The organism is Polaribacter sp. R2A056_3_33 (assembly GCF_019278485.1).
Lineage (GTDB): Bacteria > Bacteroidota > Bacteroidia > Flavobacteriales > Flavobacteriaceae > Polaribacter.
Window position 1 is genome coordinate 1694745 of record NZ_CP058984.1, and the last position, 24053, is coordinate 1718797.

The 24053-nt window shown below is 31.8% G+C and carries 15 protein-coding genes; 14 read left to right on the top strand and 1 reads right to left on the bottom strand.

Features of this window, described 5'->3' with window-relative positions; all coding sequences use genetic code 11:
• Positions 1-374: 374 nt before the first annotated feature.
• The 4 genes from H0I29_RS07230 (at position 375) to H0I29_RS07245 (ending at position 7172) form a co-directional block, all read left to right on the top strand.
• Entirely contained in the window at positions 375-1814 is a 1440-nt protein-coding gene (locus H0I29_RS07230) for an arylsulfatase (RefSeq protein ID WP_218754921.1), read from the top strand.
• A gap of 21 nt (positions 1815-1835) precedes the next feature.
• Positions 1836-3413 carry an arylsulfatase gene (locus tag H0I29_RS07235; RefSeq protein WP_218754922.1) on the top strand — a complete coding sequence of 526 codons (1578 nt, stop codon included), beginning with the start codon at positions 1836-1838 and terminating at the stop codon, positions 3411-3413.
• 224 nt (positions 3414-3637) lie between these two features.
• The gene (locus H0I29_RS07240; protein WP_218754923.1) at positions 3638-5212 is read left to right on the top strand and encodes an arylsulfatase; all 1575 of its coding nucleotides are present in this window, start codon (positions 3638-3640) and stop codon (positions 5210-5212) included.
• 13 nt (positions 5213-5225) lie between these two features.
• The gene (locus tag H0I29_RS07245) at positions 5226-7172 is read left to right on the top strand and encodes a glycoside hydrolase family 97 protein (protein WP_218754924.1); all 1947 of its coding nucleotides are present in this window, start codon (positions 5226-5228) and stop codon (positions 7170-7172) included.
• A gap of 46 nt (positions 7173-7218) precedes the next feature.
• On the opposite strand, the gene H0I29_RS07250 is transcribed toward H0I29_RS07245, so the two are convergent.
• Entirely contained in the window at positions 7219-8526 is a 1308-nt protein-coding gene (locus H0I29_RS07250) for an NAD(P)/FAD-dependent oxidoreductase (RefSeq protein WP_218754925.1), read from the bottom strand.
• Positions 8527-9031: 505 nt separating this feature from the next.
• Here H0I29_RS07250 and H0I29_RS07255 point away from each other — a divergent pair.
• From H0I29_RS07255 to H0I29_RS07300, 10 genes are all read left to right on the top strand, one after another.
• Complete coding sequence (locus H0I29_RS07255; RefSeq protein ID WP_218754926.1) at positions 9032-10108, top strand: glycoside hydrolase family protein; 1077 nt, start codon at positions 9032-9034, stop codon at positions 10106-10108.
• A 36-nt stretch (positions 10109-10144) separates the two neighbouring features.
• Entirely contained in the window at positions 10145-11551 is a 1407-nt protein-coding gene (locus H0I29_RS07260; protein ID WP_218754927.1) for a sialate O-acetylesterase, read from the top strand.
• An 84-nt stretch (positions 11552-11635) separates the two neighbouring features.
• Entirely contained in the window at positions 11636-13282 is a 1647-nt protein-coding gene (locus H0I29_RS07265; protein ID WP_218754928.1) for a sulfatase, read from the top strand.
• Positions 13283-13305: 23 nt separating this feature from the next.
• Complete coding sequence (locus tag H0I29_RS07270) at positions 13306-15675, top strand: PDZ domain-containing protein (protein ID WP_218754929.1); 2370 nt, start codon at positions 13306-13308, stop codon at positions 15673-15675.
• Between the two features lie 112 nt (positions 15676-15787).
• Complete coding sequence (locus H0I29_RS07275) at positions 15788-17758, top strand: sulfatase (protein WP_218754930.1); 1971 nt, start codon at positions 15788-15790, stop codon at positions 17756-17758.
• A gap of 92 nt (positions 17759-17850) precedes the next feature.
• Entirely contained in the window at positions 17851-18900 is a 1050-nt protein-coding gene (locus H0I29_RS07280) for a glycoside hydrolase family protein (RefSeq protein ID WP_218754931.1), read from the top strand.
• Positions 18901-18906: 6 nt separating this feature from the next.
• Positions 18907-20478, top strand: a complete 1572-nt coding sequence (locus H0I29_RS07285; RefSeq protein WP_218754932.1) for a sialate O-acetylesterase — start codon at positions 18907-18909, stop codon at positions 20476-20478.
• 183 nt (positions 20479-20661) lie between these two features.
• Positions 20662-22128: a GDSL-type esterase/lipase family protein gene (locus H0I29_RS07290; RefSeq protein ID WP_218754933.1), complete on the top strand. Its 1467-nt coding sequence runs from the start codon at positions 20662-20664 to the stop codon at positions 22126-22128.
• 65 nt (positions 22129-22193) lie between these two features.
• A complete protein-coding gene (locus H0I29_RS07295; protein WP_218754934.1) occupies positions 22194-23204 on the top strand; it encodes a family 43 glycosylhydrolase in 1011 nt (336 codons plus the stop codon).
• A 3-nt stretch (positions 23205-23207) separates the two neighbouring features.
• Positions 23208-24035, top strand: a complete 828-nt coding sequence (locus H0I29_RS07300; RefSeq protein WP_218754935.1) for a prolyl oligopeptidase family serine peptidase — start codon at positions 23208-23210, stop codon at positions 24033-24035.
• Positions 24036-24053: the final 18 nt, after the last annotated feature.

Here is a 24053-nt window from a genome sequence, read left to right on the forward strand (position 1 = left end):
AAGATAATATTAGATTTTAATGGTATTTTTTTTCTACTATAGTAATTCTTTAACTTACAAAAAGACCTTTAAATTGCTATCCTCTAAAATAGTGGGGCTTAGGTTTTATTAAATTAACGATGTTTTGAGTGGCATGCAACATTTATATACCTCAAATGAGAAGCATGTTATTTATAAAGTAATTAGTTTTGCTTTAGTGTTGTTTTCTGGGGGAAATAGTAAAAAGAGGTTCATTATGTTTTTAAAAGGAGCTCTAATGTTGCAATAAAAATAAAATGTGCTATAAGAATATTTTATTTTTTTTGAATAAAAAAACTATTCTTTAGCAAGTAGCCAATTAAAAACCATTTCTTATTTTAAATTATATATTTCTAATGAAGACGATAAGATTTATTTTTATTTTACTATTACTTACTTCTTGTAAGTTTACTAAAAATGTAAATACAAAAAATAGTATAACTAAAAATACTAGGCCTAATATCATTTATATTCTGGCAGATGATTTAGGGTATGCAGATATAGGTCCTTATGGGCAGAATAAAATTAAAACCCCCAATTTAGATAAAATGGCTAAGGAAGGAATGATTTTTACCAATCATTATTCTGGATCTACAGTATGTATGCCATCTCGAGCAAGTTTGCTAACCGGTTATGATCAAGGACATGCAACAGTAAGAGGAAACCCAGTTTGGACCAATAGTGGAAATCCTGTCAATTTAAAAAGACATGAAAAAACCGTTGCTAATGAACTTAAAAAAGTTGGTTATAAAACTGCTGTTATTGGTAAATGGGGATTGTCTGAAGGTAACAACGATGGTAATTTTCCATCAGAACATGGTTTCGATTATTTTTTAGGATATAAAAAACATGGTCAGGCACACCATTATTATGCAGATACCCTGTATTTAAATAATGATCCTTATATTCTTAAAGGAAACAAACCTTTGTTAAAACAAGGTAAATACACACATGATGTTTTTGTAAACGAAGCACTTAGTTATGTAGAGAGAGAAAAAGATAATCCATTTTTTCTTTATATGGCATTAACATTACCACATTTAGAGATAACGGTTCCAGAAGATTCTAAGAAACAATATTTGGATTTAGGATGGCCAAAACGTAAAATGAATACCAAAGGGCATTATAAAAATGATCCAGAGGGAAACACAACGTATGCAGGTATGGTTTCTCGTATGGATAGAGATATTGGTAAATTATTAGAGAAGTTAAAAGAATTAGGGATTGATGATAATACCATTGTTTTCTTTTCTAGTGATAATGGTCCTGAGTTTGAAAAAAGAGACAAATTTTTTAATAGCAATGGAGATTTAAGAGGCGGTAAACGTGAGTTATATGAAGGAGGAATTAGAGTTCCTTTAATTGCTAGATACCCAGGAAAAATTGCAGCTGCCACTAAAAGTGAACATATTTCTGCTTTTTGGGATTTTTTACCAACAGTTTGTGATTTAGCAGGTGTTACTCCAGAAAATAAAGACATCAACGGAATTTCTTTTGCTCCTGAGTTATTAGGGAGAACAAAAGATCAAACAAAACATGAATATTTATATTGGGAGTTTAATGAGCGCCAAGGTCCTATACAAGCCATTAGGCAAGGCGATTGGAAAATGGTTTGGCTATTAGAAAAAGAACCAGAATTATATAATCTGTCATCAGATATTGGAGAACAAAATAATCTTGCAAAACAATATCCAGAAAAGTTGAATGAAATGCTTTCAATTTTAAAAAATGTGAGAACAGAAAGCGCAGAATTTCCTTTAGAAACAAGAGCATTAGCATTAAAAAAAAGAAAATAATTTTTTAAAATTAAATATAAAATGAATAAGTATAGCTGTCATTTAATAGTATTATCTCTATTAATTTTTTCTGCTTGTAGTAGTTCTAATGTAAAAACAAAAGACGAAAAAGTAGTTTCTAAAAAACCAAATATAATTTACATTCTTGCTGATGATTTAGGGTATGGAGATGTGAGTAGTTTTAATCCAGAGAGTAAAATACCAACTGTAAATTTAGATAAAATGGCGTCTAATGGCGTAATGTTTACAGATGCACATACCTCTTCTGCTGTTTGTACACCAACAAGATATGGTATTTTAACAGGTCGTTATAATTGGAGAAGTAGCTTAAAAAGTGGAGTTTTAGGTGGGTATTCAAAATCATTAATTACACCAGACAGAACAACAGTTGCAGATGTGCTAAAAAACCAAGGCTATAAGACTGCTTATATTGGTAAATGGCACATGGGGTGGGATTGGACTTTTAATGGAGAACAAAAAGAAACCATCAATAATTTGCATACAATACAAGATGTAGATTATACAAAACCTATTAAGAATGGTCCATCTACGCATGGTTTCGATTATTCGTTTGGTTTCTGTGGTTCTCTAGATATGCCGCCTTATGTATATGTAGAAAATGACATGCCAACCATGGTACCTACAAAAACCACCCAAAATAAAGATTCTAAGGGAGTGTGGAGAAAAGGACCAACTTCAGATGATTTTGTACATCAAACAGTATTACAAGATTTAACAGATAGAGCTATTAATTATATAGGAGATAATGCAAGTGGAGATAAACCTTTCTTTTTGTATTTGCCTTTACCAGCACCTCATACACCAATTTTACCTTCGGATGAATTTTTAGGTAAAAGTAAAACGAATGAGTATGGCGATTTTGTATTGCAGGTAGATGATGTGGTTGGTCAAATTAGAGAAAAACTAAAAGCAATGGGTATTTCAGAAAATACCTTGTTGGTTTTTACAAGTGATAATGGATGCTCGCCAAAAGCAGATTTTAAAGAATTAGAAAAGTTTAATCACGATCCTAGTTATGTGTTTAGAGGTATGAAAGCAGATATTTATGAAGGAGGGCATCATGTACCTTTTATTATAGAATGGCCTAACCAAGCATTAAAGAATGTAAGTACAGATAGAACAATTGGTACAACAGACTTTTTTGCAACTTGTGCAGATATTGCTGGTTATAAAATTAAAGATACAGAAGGTGAAGATAGTTACAGTATGTTACCATTATTAACCAATAAAGAGACAAAAGAAATAAGAGAATATATTGTGTATCATTCTATAGATGGTTCATTTGCCATAAAACATGGAGATTTTAAACTGTGTTTAACGCAAGGTTCTGCTGGGTGGAGTTACCCAAAACCACAAGAGATAAAAAAGAAAAAATTAGATTTACCTGAAATGCAATTGTTTAATATCAAAGAAGATGTTTCAGAAACTAAAAACCTAATTGCAAGTTATCCTAAAAAAGCAGCAGAATTAAAAGCAGCTTTAAAGAAAATTATTTTAGAAGGAAGAAGTACTGAAGGGGTTGTTCAAACAAATGAAGGTATGGACCACTGGAAACAGATAGAAGCAATTATTAATTAATAATTGTAAGTGGATTATTGTTTTTTTGATAAACAATTTTAATTTCGAAATTATGGTATATAATTAGATTTAAAAAACGTAATAGTTAACTATGTGTAAAATACTATTGAGTATTACAGGAAACGTCTAAACTAGGCGGAATTTGTAAAATTCAATATAAAGACCAAATTATTGAAATTGAAGCAGAAGCGAATCAAATGTATCAACCTAAATTTTAAACAAAGATGAAAAATAGCTATGCTTCTTTTAAAATAATAATGTTATTGGTTGTTATTTTCTTTTCTTGTGATAAAAAAGAACAGCAACAAAGCAAGCCGAATATCATCCTTATTTATGCCGATGATTTAGGAATTGGTATGTTAGGTCATGAAGGGCAAAAAATTATAACAACACCTAATATTGATCAATTAGCAAATGAAGGAATGAGGTTTAAAAACTCTTATTCGAGCATGCTTTGTGCACCGTCAAGAGCGTCATTAATTACAGGTAAAACAGATACACACGCAACTTCTTTTGAAATATCTAAAGCAGGAATTTATAAAAAAGCCGGACATGAAGGTTTTTCTCCAGAAGAAATAGAGGCAAAGATTAATAAGATTCTAACTCCTATTCCAAAAGAAGATTTGTTTTTAGGAGAAGTAGCTCAAAAAGCAGGATATGTTACAGCACAATACGGAAAATTAGAATGGGGTTTTGCAGCTACACATCAACAAATGAACAGACATGGATGGGACCATTATTTTGGTTATTTAGATCATGCTAGAGCACATGGTTTTTATCCTCCTTATTTATTTGGTAATGATGGATTGGTGAAAATTGAAGGCAATACTTTAATAAATTGTGCAAAATCTATAGAGCCAGAAACGCCAGAAGCGTATAAAGAACGTTGGGATATGACGGGTAAAAAAACATACTCTCAAGATATTTTTATGGATAGTGTTACTACGTTTATCCGAAAAAATAAAGACAAACCATTTTTCTTATATTTTCCTACACAATTACCACACGGCCCTGTTTCTATACCTAAAGTTCACGATGATTTTATAAATGACAGTAGGTTAACACAAATAGAAAAAGAGTATGCTTCTATGGTAAAATTATTAGATGATAATGTAGGAGAAATCATGAACGAGCTTAAAAGTAGTGGAATTGATGATAATACCATTGTAATATTTAGTGCAGACAACGGACATGAAATTTATTATGCTAAAGAAGGTAGAATTGATAAAAAGTACACAAACAGATATACTAAACAACGTTTTAATGACTATGATAGAAAGTATTATAGCGAATTAGCTGGTGATGTTTTTGATGGAAATGGTGGAAGAGCAGGTTTAAAGAGAAGTAATTTACAAGGAGGTATTAATGTTCCGTTAATTGTAAGGTGGCCTCAAAAGATAGCTCCTAAAACGGTAAGTAAACGTCTGGTTGCTGGGTATGATATACTACCAACTGTAGCAGAAATTGCTGGTTTTTCTGAAGAACTAAAAGTTGATGGAATTTCTTTTTATGATGAATTATTAGGTAGTAAAAAGAAGGTAGAACATGATTATGTCGTGTTTTCTTCGTTTATAGGTCCCACATTAATTACAAATGATGGTTGGAAAATTAGATATTACAATCATAAAAAAGCATTTAATTTATATTATTTACCAACAGATTTTAAAGAAGAAAATGATTTATCTAGAGAGCATCCAGAAAAATACAACACACTTAAAAAATTGCTTTTAAAAGCGTGTGATGGTGACTATAATAATGGTTTTTTTAAATGGAGTAAAATTATGAATATTAAAAAGTAATAAATTATAAAAAATGAAATTACAATTAAATAAAAAAAGTATTAGTACTAGGCAAGAAAGGTTATTTTCTATGTTTATGTTACTAATCTTCCTTTTTAGTGTGTTTACTTCTTGTAAATCAAGTAATAATATGAGTGTAGGTTCTCCAGATGCATCTGTTCAAATTAAATTAGAGGAAGTAGCAGGTAATGTGGTGTATAAGCTATATAGACAAGAAAAATTAATTGTAGATACTTCTGTTATCTCAATATTGCCGAATATTCCTGCCAAAATAATCAACACAGAAATTAATAATTCTAATAGCAGTTGGAAACCAGTATGGGGTCAATTTAGTGAAATTAAAAACGAGTATAATGAGCTTGTTTTAGATGTTTTATTAGAAAATGTAAAAGCCAAATTATACGTACGTGTTTTTAATAAAGGAGTTGGTTTTAGATACGAAATAGAAGGGTTTAAAGAAGGAAATGAAGCTACTTTTTATTGTGAGTATAATTTAAGTAATACAAACGAACTGTATACACCAAACGGAGAAAATCCTCCTTTAGGACCAATTTCTATTGAAAGCTTAACGAAAGTTAAAAAACAACCAAGATTAATGACGCCTTTGGTTGTTACCAATTCTGATAATTCTTATGTATCATTATTAGAATCAGATTTATATGTAGCTCCAGAATTTGGTACCATCAAATTTAAGTTCAATACAGATAAAAATATCCTTGTAGCTACCAACAAAACAACATTAAAAGGTACAAAAGTAACCACGCCATGGCGGGTGATTTTAGTTGAAGAAAAAATAGGCGATTTAGTAACGAATACTGTTCCTCTTAATTTAGCAACGCCAAATCAAATAGAAGATACTTCTTGGATTGAACCAGGTAAAACGCTTTGGGATTGGAGAGTGCATGATTATAAAACAGAAGATGGTTTTGTATACGGAGTAGATACAGAAAGTTACATCAGATTTATTGATTTTGCTGTAGAAAAAAATATTAAGTATTTTTTAATTGATGCCAATTGGTTTACAAAAGTTACTAAAGGTCACTTTGAGGTTACAGAAAAATTAGATTTAGAAAAGGTCTCTAAATACGCAAAGACAAAAGGTGTTAAGTTAATCTTGTATTACGATAGACATAAAGGAGATTATGGAGATGATGAATTGTTTTCTCATTATGCTTCTTTAGGTATGAGCGGTATTAAATATGGTTTTATGGGGAATAACGTTTCATTTACAAGTGATGCAATTCAACAAAGTGCAAAAAACCATTTATTAGTAGACTTTCATGATTCACCAGTTCCTTTTACAGGAATGGAAAGAACTTTTCCAAATGCTATTACTAGAGAATATTGTCATGCACAACAAGATTCTAGAAAAGCATTTACGCCAGAAACTTTTATTAAAATGGCATTAATTAATGCAATTCAAGGTCCTTTAGATATGAATAATGGAAACTTTGATCTGATAGGAATTAATAAAGGAGATCGATTAAAAGGCCCAAAAAAGATAAATACGTATTTCTCAACAGTAGTTTCAGAAGCTGCAAGAACATTGGTTATTTTTAGTGGGTTGGTTTGTCTTCCAGATTCACCAGAAGCATATGCTAAAAAAGCAGATCTTTTTGAATTTATTGAAAAAATGCCTGTAGGTAAATGGGATGAGAGTCGTGTTTTAAGTAGCAAAATAGACGATCATATTTCTACAGCAAGAAGGTTTAATGAAGAATGGTTTATTGGTTCTGTAGCAAGTAAAAAAGGAGCTGCTTTAGATATTAATTTAGACTTTTTAGCAGAAGGAAAAAGTTATACGGTTACGTATTATGAAGATACAAAAGAGACACATGGTATGAATAACCCAGAAGCGTATCAAATAAGAAAAGGTATCGTTAAAAAAGGAGATGTTATAAAAGCAGTAATGGCGCCAGGTGGTGGACATTGTATGTGGATTAGACCAAAATTAAATTAAAGAATAAATTAAAGCCTCTAAAACATATGTTTTAGAGGCTTTAATTTTATAACTCAGAATTTGTTCTTACACGTCTAGAACTAACACTAAACCTTCTTATAATTAGCCTCGAAGCTTTATTATAACTAGTATAATTATATACCCAATTTAAAAAGACTACCAATCTATTTCTAAAACCTACTAAAGACATTAAATGAATAAACATCCAAATTAACCAGGCTAAAAAATTACTAAATTGAAGATTCCATATATCTGCAACTGCTTTGTTTCTACCTATGGTTGCCATAGAGCCTTTGTCATTATATTTAAAAGGCTTAAGATTTGTTTTTCCTTTCAATATTTTACTAAAATTAGCTGAAAGTAATTTAGCTTGCTGTATTGCTGGTTGCGCCACTTGTGGATGACCATTAGGGTAAGATTCACTTTGCATTAAAGCAATATCACCCAAAGCAAAAACATCTTCATACCCTTTTACTTTGTTAAATTCGTCTACATAGTAACGATTACTTCTAGGATTATAACTTGTTTCAGGAAATCCGTTTAATAAATTACCAGTTACACCTGCAGACCAAATTAAAGTTCTAGTTTTAAACTCTTTTCCATCTTTGGTTTTAACTAATTTACCATCAAAATCTGTTACTATTGTATTGGTATGTATTTTTACGCCTAATTTTTTTAATGCTTCTGTGGCTTTTTTAGAAGATTTTAAACTCATTGGAGGTAAAACTCTATCGGCGCCTTCTAAAATATGAATTTGCATTAGTTCTGGGTCTAAATCTGGAAAATCAGTAGGCAAAACACCTTGTCTAAATTCAGCAATTGCACCTGCTAATTCTACACCAGTTGGTCCAGCACCTACAATAACAAAGTTTAATAAGAATTTTTTGTCTTCGTTGGAAGCAACAATAGTACTCTTTTCAAAATTTTGTAAGATTAAACTACGTAAATTTAATGCTTGTGGAATTGTTTTCATTGGCATAGCATATTTTTTTATTTGCTTATTGCCAAAGAAATTTGTCTTTGTACCTGTATTTATAATTAAATAATCATAAGAGAGGTCTCCAATATCTGCTGTTAATATTTTATTTACTGGATCAACACTTTTAACATCTGCTAATCTGAAATAAAAATTTTTCTGTCGTTTAATAAACATCCTAAGTGGATACACAATTGAATCTGGCTCTATTCCACAAGTAGATACTTGATATAGTAATGGTTGAAAAGCATGGTAATTATGCTTATTTAGCATCACTAATTGTATTGGCAACTTCCTTAATTTTTTTACAAGATTTAAACCTGCAAAACCACCACCAACTATTACCACTCTAGGTAAATCTACTTTTGGAATATTCATCTTTTTAGAAAACTTATTTTTTGCATAGTAAAACTACAACAGTTATATCTAAAAACTATAGAATTTAAAGTTTAAATGTGAATATTATTTTTAAAACTTGTTATTGATGCACAAACCACGCAGTGGTATTACAATTTCTACTAGATGTTATTTGTGCCCAATATGCACTAAATTCTTTTGGAAATTTAGGAGTGATTTTTTCACTAGCTTTTAAGTAAAATGTTTTAAATGTTTCTTATCAATAGTAAACATATAAAAATAAGTTGGTTTATAGTTTGTGTGTCATGTTTGGAGTAATAATCATGATTTTTATTTTTAATTAATACTGTTGGGCGTTTTTTTAGGTGATAACGAGACATAATTACCCTGTTCTGTAATCAAAATAACCCCATTGTATAAAATAAGAATAAGTATTTTTATACTTTGTCTCTATTTTACTAGTAAGTAACTTTAGAATATATAATATAAATAAATTAATAAAATAAAACACTAAAAATAGAAGAATATGAAGATCCAAATGTTTGCAATAATTGTATTGTTAATTAATTTAAACTTTGGTTGTAAGAGTAAAAATTCATTACCTCAGAGTCATTTTTCAGAGAACATGAAATTAGAATATATTGGAGTTGCAGCAGAAAATGAAGGTATGCATGTTTGGGGTTCGTCTCCTGTAATAGACAAAGATGGAAAAGTGCATTTATTTGCAGCGCAATGGTCTACTGCTACCCAAAAGAATTTTAATGGTTGGTACAAAGATTGTGAAATTGGACATTATATAAGTGATCGTCCAGAAGGTCCCTTTAAATATGTAGGAGTTGCAGTAGAGGATAAAGACGGGTTATTTAACTCACCACATAACCCAACAGTTAATTATATAGATGGTAAATATGTGCTTTGTTTTATTGTAAATGAAAATGATAAACTAAAAACACAGCGAATTGTAATGTATGTAGCAGATGACCTTAACGATACCTGGAGACCTGCTAAAGGAGCAGAAGCTGATGGAACAATTTTAAGAAAACCAACAGATTCTACAAAATGGAATTATAAAGCAATTTTAGGGGTTTCTAACCCGTCGTTAATAAAATACAAAGGGAAATACCTTATGTATCACAAATCTGTTATCCCAAGAGAAAAAAGAGGAGGTGCATATACATATGGTGTTGCAGTAGCAGATAAATTAGAAGGTCCTTATGAGATTCATGCAGAAAAGGTTACCCCACCAAACATGGCATTAGAAGATGCATTTGCATATACTGCAAATGACTCTGTATTTATGTTTAGTCGTGATTTTGGAAGTACATTCGGAAATAGTGGAGGTGGTATTTTATGGCGTTCTGCAGATGGGTTTACTTTTCCAAAAGAAAATGCAAAGAGAGGTTACGAAGATTTAGCACATTATCTTGGAAAAGAAACTTTAGAAAAAGGAACAGCACACAGAGGTAAAAAAGATGGGCATTTAGAAAGGGCACAAGTACTATTAATAGATGGTGCGCCAGCTTATCTTTACTTAGCAACAGGTGTTCAGGTAAAAGAAGGTTACGGTAGCAGCTCTCACGTGTTTAAAATTAGTTTTAAATAATATTTACAGCAATTGATGTCATTAAAAACAATTAAAATGAAACAGTTTTCATTCAATATTTTATTTTGTTTTTCGCTCCTTATAGGTGCAGAAGCAATGGTAGCGCAAACCAAGTTACCCTCTATTTTATCGGATAATATGCTTTTGCAACAAGCTACAGATGTAAAGATTTGGGGTTGGGATACGCCAGGGCAGAGTGTTACTGTAAATCCTTCTTGGACTAAATCGGTAAAAACAACAACTAGCAAAGATGGTAAATGGCAGGTATTTGTAGCTACACCAAAAGCCGGAAAAAATGGAAAATTAAAAATAAGTGGTTCTACTAAACAAACCATAAATAATATTTTATTCGGAGAAGTTTGGTTGTGTTCTGGGCAATCTAATATGGAAAGAGAATTGGGTTTTAAAAATAATCAAAAACCAATTGTAAATTTTTATGAAGAATCACTAAAAGCAAATCATCCTAACATTCGTATGTTTTTAGTTAAAAAGAAAAAATCGACTACGCCGTTAGAAGATTGTGAGGGTGAATGGATAGTATGTACACCAGAAACTGTTTTAAAGTTTTCTGCAGTTGGTTATTTTTATGGAAAACAGTTATCAGAAAAATTAAAAATGCCGGTTGGTTTAATTCAGTCTGCATGGGGAGGAACCAGAGTAGAACCTTGGACTCCAAAAGAAGGCGTTGAAAAAGTAGCTTTAGAAAACGGAGGACAAAAGAAATTTTCGAATCTATATAATGGTATGATTTCTCCTTTAATCAATTTTAAGATAAAAGGGGCAATTTGGTATCAAGGAGAGTCAAATGTTGGAAACTGGAAAGAATATAAAACACTTTTTCCGAATATGATTTCTAGTTGGAGAGATAAATGGAATATTGGTAATTTTCCTTTTTACTTTGTACAGATAGCACCTTACAATTATCCAGATAAATTTGCAGTACCACAAATAGTAGAGGCACAATTAGAAGCCTTAAAATTGCCAAATACAGGTGTTGCAGGGACGCAAGATATTGGAGCTCTTTATGATATTCATCCGCCTCAAAAAAAAGAAGTTGGTCGTAGATTAAGTTTAATTGCTTTACATAATACGTATGGTAAAACTGATGTTGTATATGCAGGACCTTCTTTAGAATCTTTTAAAACAGAAGGACAAAATTTGGTAATTAATTTTGAAACACCAGGTTCTAAATTGCATTCAGCGGGCGGCAATATGGGTAAAATTCCAGCATTTTATATTGCTGGCGAAAACAAAACGTTTCACAAAGCACAAGTAAAACAAGACGGGAATATAATTATTTTGAGTTCGTCTAAAGTAAAGAGCCCGGTTGCAGCAAGATATGTTTGGGCTAATAATGCCAACGGTACGCTTTACAATAAACAAGGATTGCCTGCATTGCCTTTTAGAACTGATAATTGGGATACTGTGTTGTATGCCGAATAAATGAATAAAGATTTAAACATGTCTGTAAATAGATATGAAACTATAATATAACCTTTGAATAAAAACAATTTAAACTTTAAATAAATGAAATACATTAACACTAATTTTATATTTCAAAAAGCAATTCTATTATCAACGATAGGTTTGTTAATGGCATGTAACTCTAACTCTAAAGTAGTTAAAACAGCAGAAGTAACAGTGCCTGAAAAACCGAACGTTTTATTTATTTTAGTAGATGATTTAGGGTATGCAGATTTAAGTATCATGGGAAGTAAGTTTTACGAAACTCCTAACATCGATAAAATTGCAAAAGCTGGTACGGTTTTTACAGACGGATACGCTGCTTGTACGGTTTGTAGCCCATCTAGAGCAAGTTTAATGACAGGACAATACCCAGCAAGACATGGTATAACTCAGTTTGAAGGAAAAAGAAATAGTGGGCAAGCTTGGAAAGAACGTAAGCGGTATACAAAATTATTACCACCAGAATATAGAGATCATTTAGATACGAGCACAACTACAATAGCAGAAGCTTTTAAAGAAAATGGATATGCTACTTTTTTTGCAGGTAAATGGCATTTAGGAGGTAAAGCACAAGGATCTTTACCAACAGATCATGGTTTTGATATTAATATTGGTGGATACGATGCTGGCGGACCAAGTGGTGGATATTTTTCTCCATATAATAATCCATATTTAACAAATTTACCAGAAGAAAAAGGGTTGAACTTGTCTATGAAGTTAGCACAAGAAACTAGTGATTTTATTACCAAAAATAAGGATGGTCACTTTTTAGCTTACCTTTCTTTTTATGCCGTTCATGGAGGTATTCAAACTACAAAAGAAAAATGGACAAAATATAGAAACAAAGCCGAAAAAATGGGAATCCATGAAACTGGTTTTGAAATGGAGCGTGTTTTGCCTGCTAGAAAATACCAAGACAACCCAGTATATGCAGGTTTAATAGAGCATGTAGATGAAGCAATTGGTACGGTAATGAAAACCTTAAAAGATTTAAACTTAGATAAAAATACCATTATTGTTTTTACTTCGGATAATGGAGGGGTTACTTCTGGCGATAATTTTTCTACCAATCAATTAACTTTAAGAGGAGGAAAAGGCTACCAATGGGAAGGCGGAACTAGAGTTCCTTATTTTATTGATGTTCCTTGGATCAAACAAACAGGAGCAAGTATTCAAGTTCCTGTATCTGGTGTAGATTTATATCCAACACTATTAGATTTATCTGGTTTGTCTTTAAAACCAGAAGCGCATAAAGATGGTGTAAGTTTAAAACCACTTTTATTAGGAGAAAATATTGACGATAGACCTTTGTATTGGCATTATCCTCATTATGGAAATCAAGGTGGAGAACCAAGTTCTATCATTAGAAAAGGAAAATGGAAACTGATTTATTATTGGGAGAATTTGAATGCTGAATTGTACAATTTAGAAGCAGATTTAGGTGAACGTAATGATGTTGCAGCAAGTAATCCAGAAATTGCAGAACAAATGCAAACGCAACTTTTAGATTGGTTAAAATCTATGGATACGCATTATGCAGAAGTTGATGCTGAATGGGATCAAGCGGCTCGTAAAAAATGGTTAGAAAGACAAAAAACAAAGTCACTGCCAGCACAAGAAAAACAGCGTAAAAAAATGCTTTCTCCAGATTGGGAACCAAATAAAGATTGGTGGGGTAGTGAGGTGAAAATAAATAACATTAAATAAACAAGGTTCTTCAAAAAAATATTATGAAAAAATCAACTTTTTATGTATTGACTTTCTTGGTTATTATTTGTTTTGGTTGTCAAAACCAAGAAATAGATATTTATGTGAGTCCATTAGGAAATAATTCAAATAATGGAGAGAAAGAGACACCTTTTAAAACGATAGAAAAAGCACTAGAAAGTGTTAAGTTAATTAAAAAGAAGGAGAATGATAAAATTAATATACGTCTTTTAGAAGGAGAATATCATTTAAACTCAACTTTAGAAATAAAACCTTATTTGAATAATCTTTCTATTATTGGTGATGGATTGAATAAAGTTTCTATTAAAGGATCTAAAGTTATTGAAACGAAATGGGAGCAGTTTTCTGACAATATTTTGGTAACTACTATTGATGAAAATTTAGATTTTAATCAATTATTTATAAATGGAGAAAAACAAATCTTAGCAAGATATCCTAACTATGATGAAAACGGTGGTTATTGGCAAGGTTCAGCAGCAGATGCAATAGATAAAGATCGTATTGAGAAATGGAAAAATCCTATTGGTGGTTTTGTGCATGCTTTGCATAAAGGGCGTTGGGGTGGTTTTCATTACGAAATAGAATCTGTTAAAGAAAACGGAGAATTAAATTTAATAGGAGGTCATCAAAATAATCGTCCATCAGAAATGCATTCAAAATATAGAATGCTAGAAAATATTTTTGAAGAATTGGATAGTGAAAAAGAGTGGTATTTAGATAAAAAGAATCATAAATTATATGTTTGGAAAAGTGATAATTTTGATATCAATAAGTCTAAAGTTGAAGTAACTGTCTTGAAACATTTGATTGAAATTAAGGGGGATTTAAAAGATCCTGTGAAAAATGTAAGTATAACAGGAGTTAAGTTTGAACATGCTTCACGAACCTTTATGGAAGAATATGAACCTCTTTTACGTAGTGATTGGACAATTTATAGAGGCGGGGCTTTACTACTGGATGCTACAGAAAATATAATTATTAAGGATTGTGAATTTACAAACCTTGGAGGGAACGTTATTTTTGTAAATGGATATAATAGAAATACAAAAATTACAGGAAACCATATACATGATTCTGGTGCATCTGCTATTGCTTTTGTAGGGGACTCTTCGGCAGTACGTTCTCCGTCGTTTGATTATTTTAAATCTGTGGCTATAGAAGATATGGATACTATTGTAGGTCCTAAAAATGAATTGTACCCTTCTAACTGTAGTGTAGAAAATAATTTAATACATAGAATTGGACGTGTTGAAAAACAAGTCGCTGGAGTACAGATCTCTATGGCAATGAAAATTCATGTAAAAAACAATAGTATTTATGATGTGCCGCGTGCAGGTATCAATGTGAGTGAAGGTACTTGGGGTGGACATATTATTGAATATAACGATGTGTTTAATACGGTTTTAGAAACGAGTGATCATGGAGCCTTTAATTCTTGGGGACGTGACCGTTTTTGGTATCATAACAGAGATATTACAGCTGCTTTGGTAGAAAAGAACAGTAAGATGCCTTTATGGGATGCAATGCACACTACGATTATTAGAAATAATAGATTCCGTTGTGATTATGGTTGGGATATCGATTTAGATGATGGTTCTACGAATTATAAAATTTACAATAATTTATGTTTGAATAGAGGTATAAAATTACGTGAAGGATATTATAGAACTGTGACGAATAATATTATGGTAAACAATACTTTTCATCCACATGTTTGGTTTACAAATAGTGGAGATGTATTTACACATAATATTGTAATGAGAAAATATGCAAGTGTACGTATTAAAGATTGGGGTAATGAGGTAGATTATAATTTATTTCCAAATAAAGAAGCGTTAGTCAAATCACAAAAGAAAGGAATAGATAAAAATAGCTTATATGGAAACCCTTTGTTTGTAAATCCTAAAATGGGAGATTTTACTGTAAAGGATGAATCTCCAGCCTTGAAAATTGGTTTTAAAAATTTCCCTATGGATAAATTCGGTGTTCAAAAACGAGAATTGAAAGCAATCGCAAAGCAACCTGAAATTCCTAATTTAAAAATTAATTCTTCCAAAAAAGAAAAAGTAAAAACGAAACAATGGTTGGGAGTAACATTAAAAGAAATTGAAAATATTGAAGAACAATCTTCTTTTGGGACCCATACTTTAGATGGTGTAATCATTTTAAAAATCAATAAAAACAGTAAGTTGTCAAAATCTGAGCTGAAAGAAAATGATGTAATTATTAGTGTTGAAAATGAAAAAATAAAAAATATATCAAATTTTTTAAATGTTTTAGATAAAAATTCTTTTAAAGAAAGTATCAAGCTGATGGTTGTTAGAGATCAGGAAGAAATTGAAATACAATTAAAGAAAGCGTATTTTCTTTAGAAATCAGGTATCAATTTTAGATTAAATATTGCCTGAAAATATTTTACAGTTAGGTGGAAATAAAATAATAAATAGCGGTCATAGTTGAAATTAATAAAGAATATAAGAAATTATGGAAAACCATGAAATTAAATTGAAGTTTGCCCTATTATTAATGCTGTTTTCTTGCATTTGTAGCAAGGCTCAAAATATAGATAGGCCTAATATTTTATTTTTGGTTGTAGAGGATACTTCCCCTTATCTTTTTCCTGCTTATGGTAATAAAACAATCAAAACGCCTAATCTAGATTATTTAGCAAAAAAGGGGGTAATTTTTAACAATGCATTTGCCAATGGCCCACAATGTTCTCCTGCTCGTTCTTCTTTAATAAGTGGTTCGTATGCTACTACCTACGGTAACGATTGGCATCGAAATGGTCATATTGTACCACAACAATACTTTTTTCCTCAGTACTTGCGTGAAGAGGGATATTTTTGTGTAAATGCCGGTAAAACCGATTACAATATCACCAAAGAAGTCCAAAAGAAATACTATCCATTGGTTTGGGATAAAATGAGTGGTTACCTGTCTGATGATAAACCCAATGTTAGTTATAATGATGCAGATAGAAAGGGGAGACCATTTTTTGCGCAATTTAATAACATGACTACTCATATGAGTCGTATTACTTCTGTATCTGTAGATAATAGAGAACCATCAAAAATTAATCCTAAAGAGGTAGACCTTCCATCTCATGTGCCAGATATTCCAGAAATGCGTGCAGATTATGCATTGCATTTAGATGGAGTGCAAGATGCAGATAAATGGGTTGGTTTTTTTATCGATGATTTAAAGAAACGTAAATTACTAGAAAATACCATTATCTTTTTCTTTTCAGACCATGGAGGTAGTTTGCCTAGAGGAAAAGCTTTTCCTTATGAAACTGGTTTTCGTTCGGCATTAATCATTTCTGCGCCAGAAAAATGGAAACATTTATTGCCCGCTCAACAAGGTCAAAAAAGCGATCAGATTGTAGAATTTGTAGATTTTGGTCCTACTTTATTAAATGTTACGGGAGCTAAAATACCCGAACACATGCAAGGAAAACCTTTTATGGGACCTGATGCACAAAAACGTACTTACGCTCATAGTTTTAGAACAAATACAGAAATTCACTTCGATCCATCTCGTGCAATTAATGATGGTGCTTTCCATTACATAAAATTTTATACACCTTATAAAGTTCATGGCTTAAAACAATCATTTCAATGGGGAATGCCGTCTCAGAATGCTTGGGATGATTTATATCACAAAGGAGAATGTGAACCAGAATACAAATCTTATTATGAACCAAAAGCCAACGAAGCATTGTTTGATTCGAAAAAGGATCCTTGGAATATGAATAATTTGGCTGATGATTTGGCTTATGCAAAAACTTTAAGCAATTTACGAAAGGAAGCTTCCATGCACATTAGAAAAACCCGCGATTTAGGTTTTTTCCCAAAGGCGGTGAGAGATGAGTTTGTAAGTCGTGGTATTTCACTTTATGAATGGGTTAGAACGGGAAATTATCCATTTAATGAACTTTATGATTTGGTTGAAAAAGCATCTTTAGGTAAGGTTTCCGATAAAGAAATGTTCCTGAAATATTTAAAACATGAACGACCTGAATTCCGTTTTTGGGCAACTTCCGGATTAACAACTATGGCATATCATGGTAATTTAAAAGTTATTCCAAATCAATTAGTAATGGCATGTGATGACAAGTGGCATTCAGTAGCAGCAACAGCTGCAGAAGCGATTGCTTTGGCTGGTCAACCTGAAAAAGGAATTTCGATGCTGATTGAGCAAGCAAAAGAAGGAAACAAATTGTCTCTTTCCGCATTAGAAGAATTAGGAAATCGAGTTGCCCCATTTACAGATGATATCAAATACCTTGCAGAGCATGGTAAAAATAAAGATATTAAGTTTTTAGCTAGAGGAATTCTTATTAATCTAGGAGAATTACCAATGAGTCAATTGTTTGATTCTAAATCAACGAATAAGTTTATCAAAACTCAGAAACAACGAATTAAAGATTGGGCACCTACGTTGCCTAATTAAAAAGAATATATTTTAATAGGCTTGCTTATTTAATTATTTTACAATTAAATGATAAATAACTTAAAGAATAATTTAAAAGAATAGTTATCAAAATGAAACTACTAAAAATCGCTTTAATTACAGTACTATCTATGTTTTTCAGTTGTAGTGCTGAAGGTCAAAAAATGAAAATTTCTTATGTTGGTGATGCAGCATCAAATGAAGGAATGCACGTTTGGGGATCTTCTCCTGTACAAGACAAAGACGGAAAAACACACTTATTTGCTGCACAATGGTCTACAAAAACGCAACCTAATTTTAATGGTTGGTATAAAGATTGTGAAATTGGTCATTATGTAAGTGATAGCCCAGAAGGACCTTTCAAATATCTAGGTGTGGTTGTACCAGACAAAGATGGTTTGTTCAATTCGCCACACAACCCAACAATTAGCAATATTGATGGAGAGTATCAGCTTTGTTTTATTGTAAATGAAAACGACGATTTAAAAACACAACGTATTGTAATGTATGTTGCAGACGATTTAAAGGGTCCTTGGAGACCTGCAAAAGGAGGAGAAGCAGATGGTACTATTTTACGTCAAACTAAAGATGCTACAGTTTGGAATTATACCGCAAGATTAGGAGTTTCTAATCCGTCATTAATAAAATACAAAGGAAAATATCTTTTATATCATAAATCTGTGGTAAGAAAAGAACCTAAAGGATATGTGTTTTCTTATGGAGTTATAGTTGCTGATTCTGTTGAAGGGCCATATATACATAACCCAACAAGAGTAACCGAAGAAAAAATGCCGTTAGAAGATGCGTATGCTTTTACTATGAAAGATTCGGTATACATGATGAGTAGAGATTTTAGAGGTGCCTTAGGAAATAGAGGTGGAGGTTTGTTATGGAAATCTGGAGATGGTTATTCTTTTCCTGCAGAAAAAACAGTGCGTGCTTACGAAGATTTACAACATTATGTGGGCAAAGAATATTTAAAAGAAGCTGTTTCTTACAGAGGTAAAAAAGATGGACATTTAGAGCGTGCTCAAATTCTTTTTATTGATGATAAACCAGCTTATTTGTATTTAGCAACTGGAGTTCAGGTTAAGCCAGGTTATGGTAGTAGTTCTCATGTGTTTAAGATAACTTTTGAATAAATATAAATGAAAAGAAATTTTGGTTTTAGTATTCGTTGCTTAATAATTTTATTAGTATTGTTTGTTCAGGTTTCTATTTTTGCAGAAACAAAACCTGTATTAAAATCAATTGCTAAAACTACATTTCAACTGGGTTCCCTTTTTAAAGACCACATGGTTTTGCAGCGCGATATGCCAATTCCTGTTTGGGGAAAAGCAGCTGCAGGTTCAACAATTACTGTTCACTTTGCAAATTATAAAAAACAAACTATTGCAGATTCCAATGGTAAATGGAGTGTAAAGTTATCGGCTTTAAAAGGAAGTTTCGAACCAAAAACTATGATTATATCATCTTCGATGGATGAAAAAGCGATAAAAATATCGGATGTTTTAGTGGGGGAAGTTTGGATTTGTTCTGGGCAATCGAACATGCAATTTTCTGTAAACGGTGCTCCAGAAGTAAAGAAATTAATTCCATCAGCAAAAAACATAAGAAGTTTTAAAGTAAAAAACACAGTGGCACTAGAACCACAAGACACTTGCGAAGGTACTTGGGAGGTGAATTATCCAAATAGTGCAGTGGCGTTTTCATTCGCTTATTTTTTAGAGAAATCAGCAAATGTTCCTGTGGGTATTATTTTAACATCTTGGGGAAGTTCATCCATTGAAGCGTGGATGCCTAGAGATATGACAGAAACCGTACCTCATTTTAAAGTGATGATGGATGAGTTTGATGCAGACATCAAAACAAAAAATAGAATAACAGCTATTTTAGACGGACCAAAACCATGGAAAAAAGACGAGGATATTTTTTTACGTAGACAATCAAATGTGCTATATAATGCCATGATGCATCCGTTAATTCCGTATGCTTGTAGAGGTTTGGTTTGGTATCAAGGAGAAAGAAATGCCCAATCTATGAACGGAATGCTAAAAGAACCTTGGTTCTCTAGAAATTCAGGAATCTTAAAATACGGAGATGTACTTAAAGAATGGATAAAACGTTACCGAAAAGGTTGGGGTAATAAAGAATTGAATTTTCAAGTAGTGATGCTTCCTGGTTATGGTAAAGTTTTAAATACTGATAAAGATATCGATCCTAAAAGTCCAAACGCACATTCTTGGGCGTGGATGCGAGAATCTCAATTAAAGGCATTAGAATTACCCAATACATCGGTAATAAATACGATTGATTTAGGTGATGTAAAAAACATTCATCCTAAAGATAAATTACCCGTTGGTAAACGTTTGTCTTTAATGGCGCTTAAAAATGTTTTAAATAAAAAGGTAAAAGCGTTGGGGCCAACCTTAAAAAAAGTGAAAATAAAAAAGAACACTATTGTTGTTTGTTTTAATAATGTAAAAAAATTAAAGACAACTGATGGCAAAGCTCCAACAGGTTTTTGGTTGTCAGATGCATCGGGAAAATGGTTTCCAGCAGACGCAAAATTAAAAGGAAATAAAGTAGTAATAAAAATTTCAGAAGTAGAGAAACCACTTTACGTTCGTTATGCTTTTACAGGGAAACCAAATGTAAATTTGGTAAATGAAGCAGATTTACCTGCGTATCCTTTTAGAACAGATTCTTTTAAACCATAGGTAATATTTCAGTACTTTATTTAAAAGCTGGTGAATAACAAAAAGAGATTTAAAATTCATTCCTTTTTAACCAAAAGCTAGAATATGAATTGAAGAGAACTAAAAAGATATGGTGTTTCTATTGATGAAATTACAAGTGTATTTCAAGTAAAATAATAGTAGTATTAAAATTATCGTCATAAAATGAAATCAAAAAAAATAATAGTAACGTTTTTAATTCTCGTTTGTACAGTCTTTAATATTGGAGCACAAGATATTACTCCCGATAGTAAAATTTTATACAAAGTGATTGATGGAGATAGTTTATATCTGCATGTTTTTAAACCTAAAGTATCTAAAAAACCAACCGCAGCAATAGTCTTCTTTTTTGGTGGAGGTTGGACAGGTGGTTCTCCAAAACAATTTTATCAACAAAGTGAATATTTTGCATCAAGAGGTATTTTAGCAATTTCTGCAGAATATAGAATTAAGAATACGCATGGTACTTCTCCTTTTGAGTGCGTTGAAGATGGTAAATCTGCTATTCGTTGGGTTCGTGAAAATGCGATAAAACTAAACATAGATCCCAACAAAATTGTTGCAAGTGGAGGTTCTGCCGGCGGACATGTGGCATTAACTACAGCGGTAATAAAGGGATTAGAAAATGCTGATGAAAATTTATCCGTAAGTTCTGTTCCTAACGCAGTAGTTGCTTACAATCCTGTTTCAGATACTACAGAAAAAGGATATGGTGCTAAAAAAGTGGCAGGTAGAGAAACAGAAATTTCTCCAACGCATCAGGTTAAAAAAAATATGCCACCAATGTTGCTTTTTCATGGAACAAAAGATAAAACGGTGCCTTTTGAAAATGCAGAACGTTTTACTAGATTGATGAAAGAAGCAGGTAATGAATGTGAATTGGTTGCTGTTAAAGATGCTGATCATGGGTTTTTTAATGGCGATTTTTTTAGAAAAGGAGCGGGTAATAAATACTTCAATTTAACTGCTTATAAAACAGATGTATTTTTAAAAAATCTAGGTTTATTAAAAGGAAAACCAACCCTTTCAGAAAACCTACAAAAGGTGGCTTGTGTTGGAGACAGTAATACTGAAGCTACATATCCGAAATTTTTACAAGAAAAACTAGGCAATAAGTACGAAGTAAAAAATTTCGGAAAAGGTGGTGCAACATTACTTGATGGAACAAATCATCCTTATTTTAAAAAGGAGGAATATAAAAAATCATTAAAATTTACGCCAGATGTTGTTTTAATTATGTTTGGTACCAACGATGCCAATGTAAAGTGGTGTTTAGATGAAACTAGAAAAACGGAATTTGTAGGTACACCTCAAGAAGAGTTTAAAAGTCAATATAAAAAATTGATAAAAGCCTATAAAAGTAATAATGAAAAAGCTGAAATTTATGTATTAACTCCGTTACCAATTTACGAACATGAAAAAAGTAGAGATCCAAAAATAAAGCAACGTATTGCAAACTTGCATGAATGGGTAATTCCTATTGTTAGAGAAGTTGCAAATGAAGAAAATGTGAATTTGATAGATGTAAATAAATTAATGAAAAAAGCTTATAAGTACACTGTTGATGGTGTTCACTTAAATCAAAAAGGATACGAAGTTTTAGCTAAGAAAATAGCCAAAAAAATTAAATAACCTACTTATTTAGTGAAATTAGAATTAAAAAAAGCATCTGTAACCAACCTTAATATTAAAATAAAATGCATAAAATAAAATTAGGAATTGTAATCATATTCGTAAGTTTAATCACTTCTTGTAACACGACAAAAAAGGAGAAAAAAATAGAAAAGGAAGTAAAAACAGAGACAGAGGCTGTAAATTTCACATATCAAGATATCACAGGTATTGGTAAAGATGCTGTGTATAATAGAAGAGATAATAGTGATATTATCAAAGTAGGAGACGCGTATTATATTTGGTACAGCCGCATGGATAGCCCGATTACTCCAGGTTATTGGGCAACCATTTGGTATGCAACTTCAAAAGATGAAGGACATACTTGGCAAGAACAAGGAATGGCGCTTGATTTAGGAAAGGAAGGCACGTTTGACAGTCATTCTGTTTTTACACCTAATATCTTAGCTCATAAAGGGAAATATTACTTGTATTACACAGGTGTAAAACCTACTCCAGGAAATAAAAATAATGAGTTTGAAGGGAATGGTACTACTGATATAACAGCGATTGGTCTTGCGGTTTCAGACAGTCCAGACGGTCCTTTTGTTAGAGTAGAAAATAATCCGGTTTTAGAAATTAGTGATGTCGCATCAGATTTTGACAGTTTTAGAATTGATGATGCTAGTTTGTTAGTTAGAGATGGTAAAGTTTGTTTATTCTATAAAGGAAGGTCTATTAGTGATGGAAAACAAGGGCCGAAAAGAACAAAAATGAATGCAGCGTATGCTGACCAACCTGAGGGACCTTTTAAAAAGCATGAGGGCTATTTGTTAGATAAAAGTCACGAAGTCTTAATTTGGAATCAAAATGGTGGCATTGTTTCATTGGCATCACTTAGTAAAACGTTGTATTTTTCTAAAGATGGAGAGCACTTTTCTGTTTTACAAGACGGTTTAAAAAAGATACCAATGGCACCAGGTTTGTATCGTCCGCATTTAGAAAATGGAAATTTGGCAACTGAAGTTCCTGGTTGGGGAATTTCAATGATTCAAAAGAAAGGATTAACCTATTTGGTTCGTTTTGAAATGAAGTAGTTTATGAAAAAAATAACCATATTATTTTTATGTTTAATTACTCAAAGTGTCTTTTCTCAAACACTATATTTAGATAATAGTTTTTCTACTGATTATCTTAAAGAACAAGATAAATCATTTTATGAGCAAAATACAAACGCTTATATTTATACTGATAAAAATGGAGCAAAAATGCCCTATCGATTGTTTTTACCAGACAATTACAATCCTAAAAAAAAATATCCCATAGTTTTAGTTTTTCACGGAGCAGGTTCTAGAGGAAATGACAATTTAAAACAATTAAGACCTTGGGTTGCAGGTTGGATGGATGTTGAAGTACAAAAAGAACATCCAAGTATTATTTTAATGCCGCAGTGTCCTAATAAACAACAGTGGGTAAATGTGCCTTGGAAAGAGGGTTCTTATCGATTTAAGGACATTCCGGTGAGTGATCCTATGAAATTAGCCAAAGAAATTTTTGACAAAGTGGTTCAGGAATATTCTGTAGATAAAAAACGTGTTTATGTAATGGGAATGTCTATGGGAGGCTATGGAACTTGGAATTTTACGATGCGCTATCCTAAAATAATTGCAGCTGCGGTTCCTATTTGTGGGGCAGGAGATCCATTGATGGCAAAAAAAATAAAGAGAATTCCTATTTGGGCTTTTCATGGTGATAAAGATCCTACAGTGCCACTTGCTGGTTCTACAGAGATGATTGAATCTTTAACTCGTTTTAAAAAACACAAAGCTCGTTTCACTATTTACAAAGATGTTGGTCATAATTCGTACGAATTGGCATGGAAAAATCCATCATTGGTTGATTGGCTTTTTAGTCAGCATAAAAACTAAAAATAAGTAAACATAAAA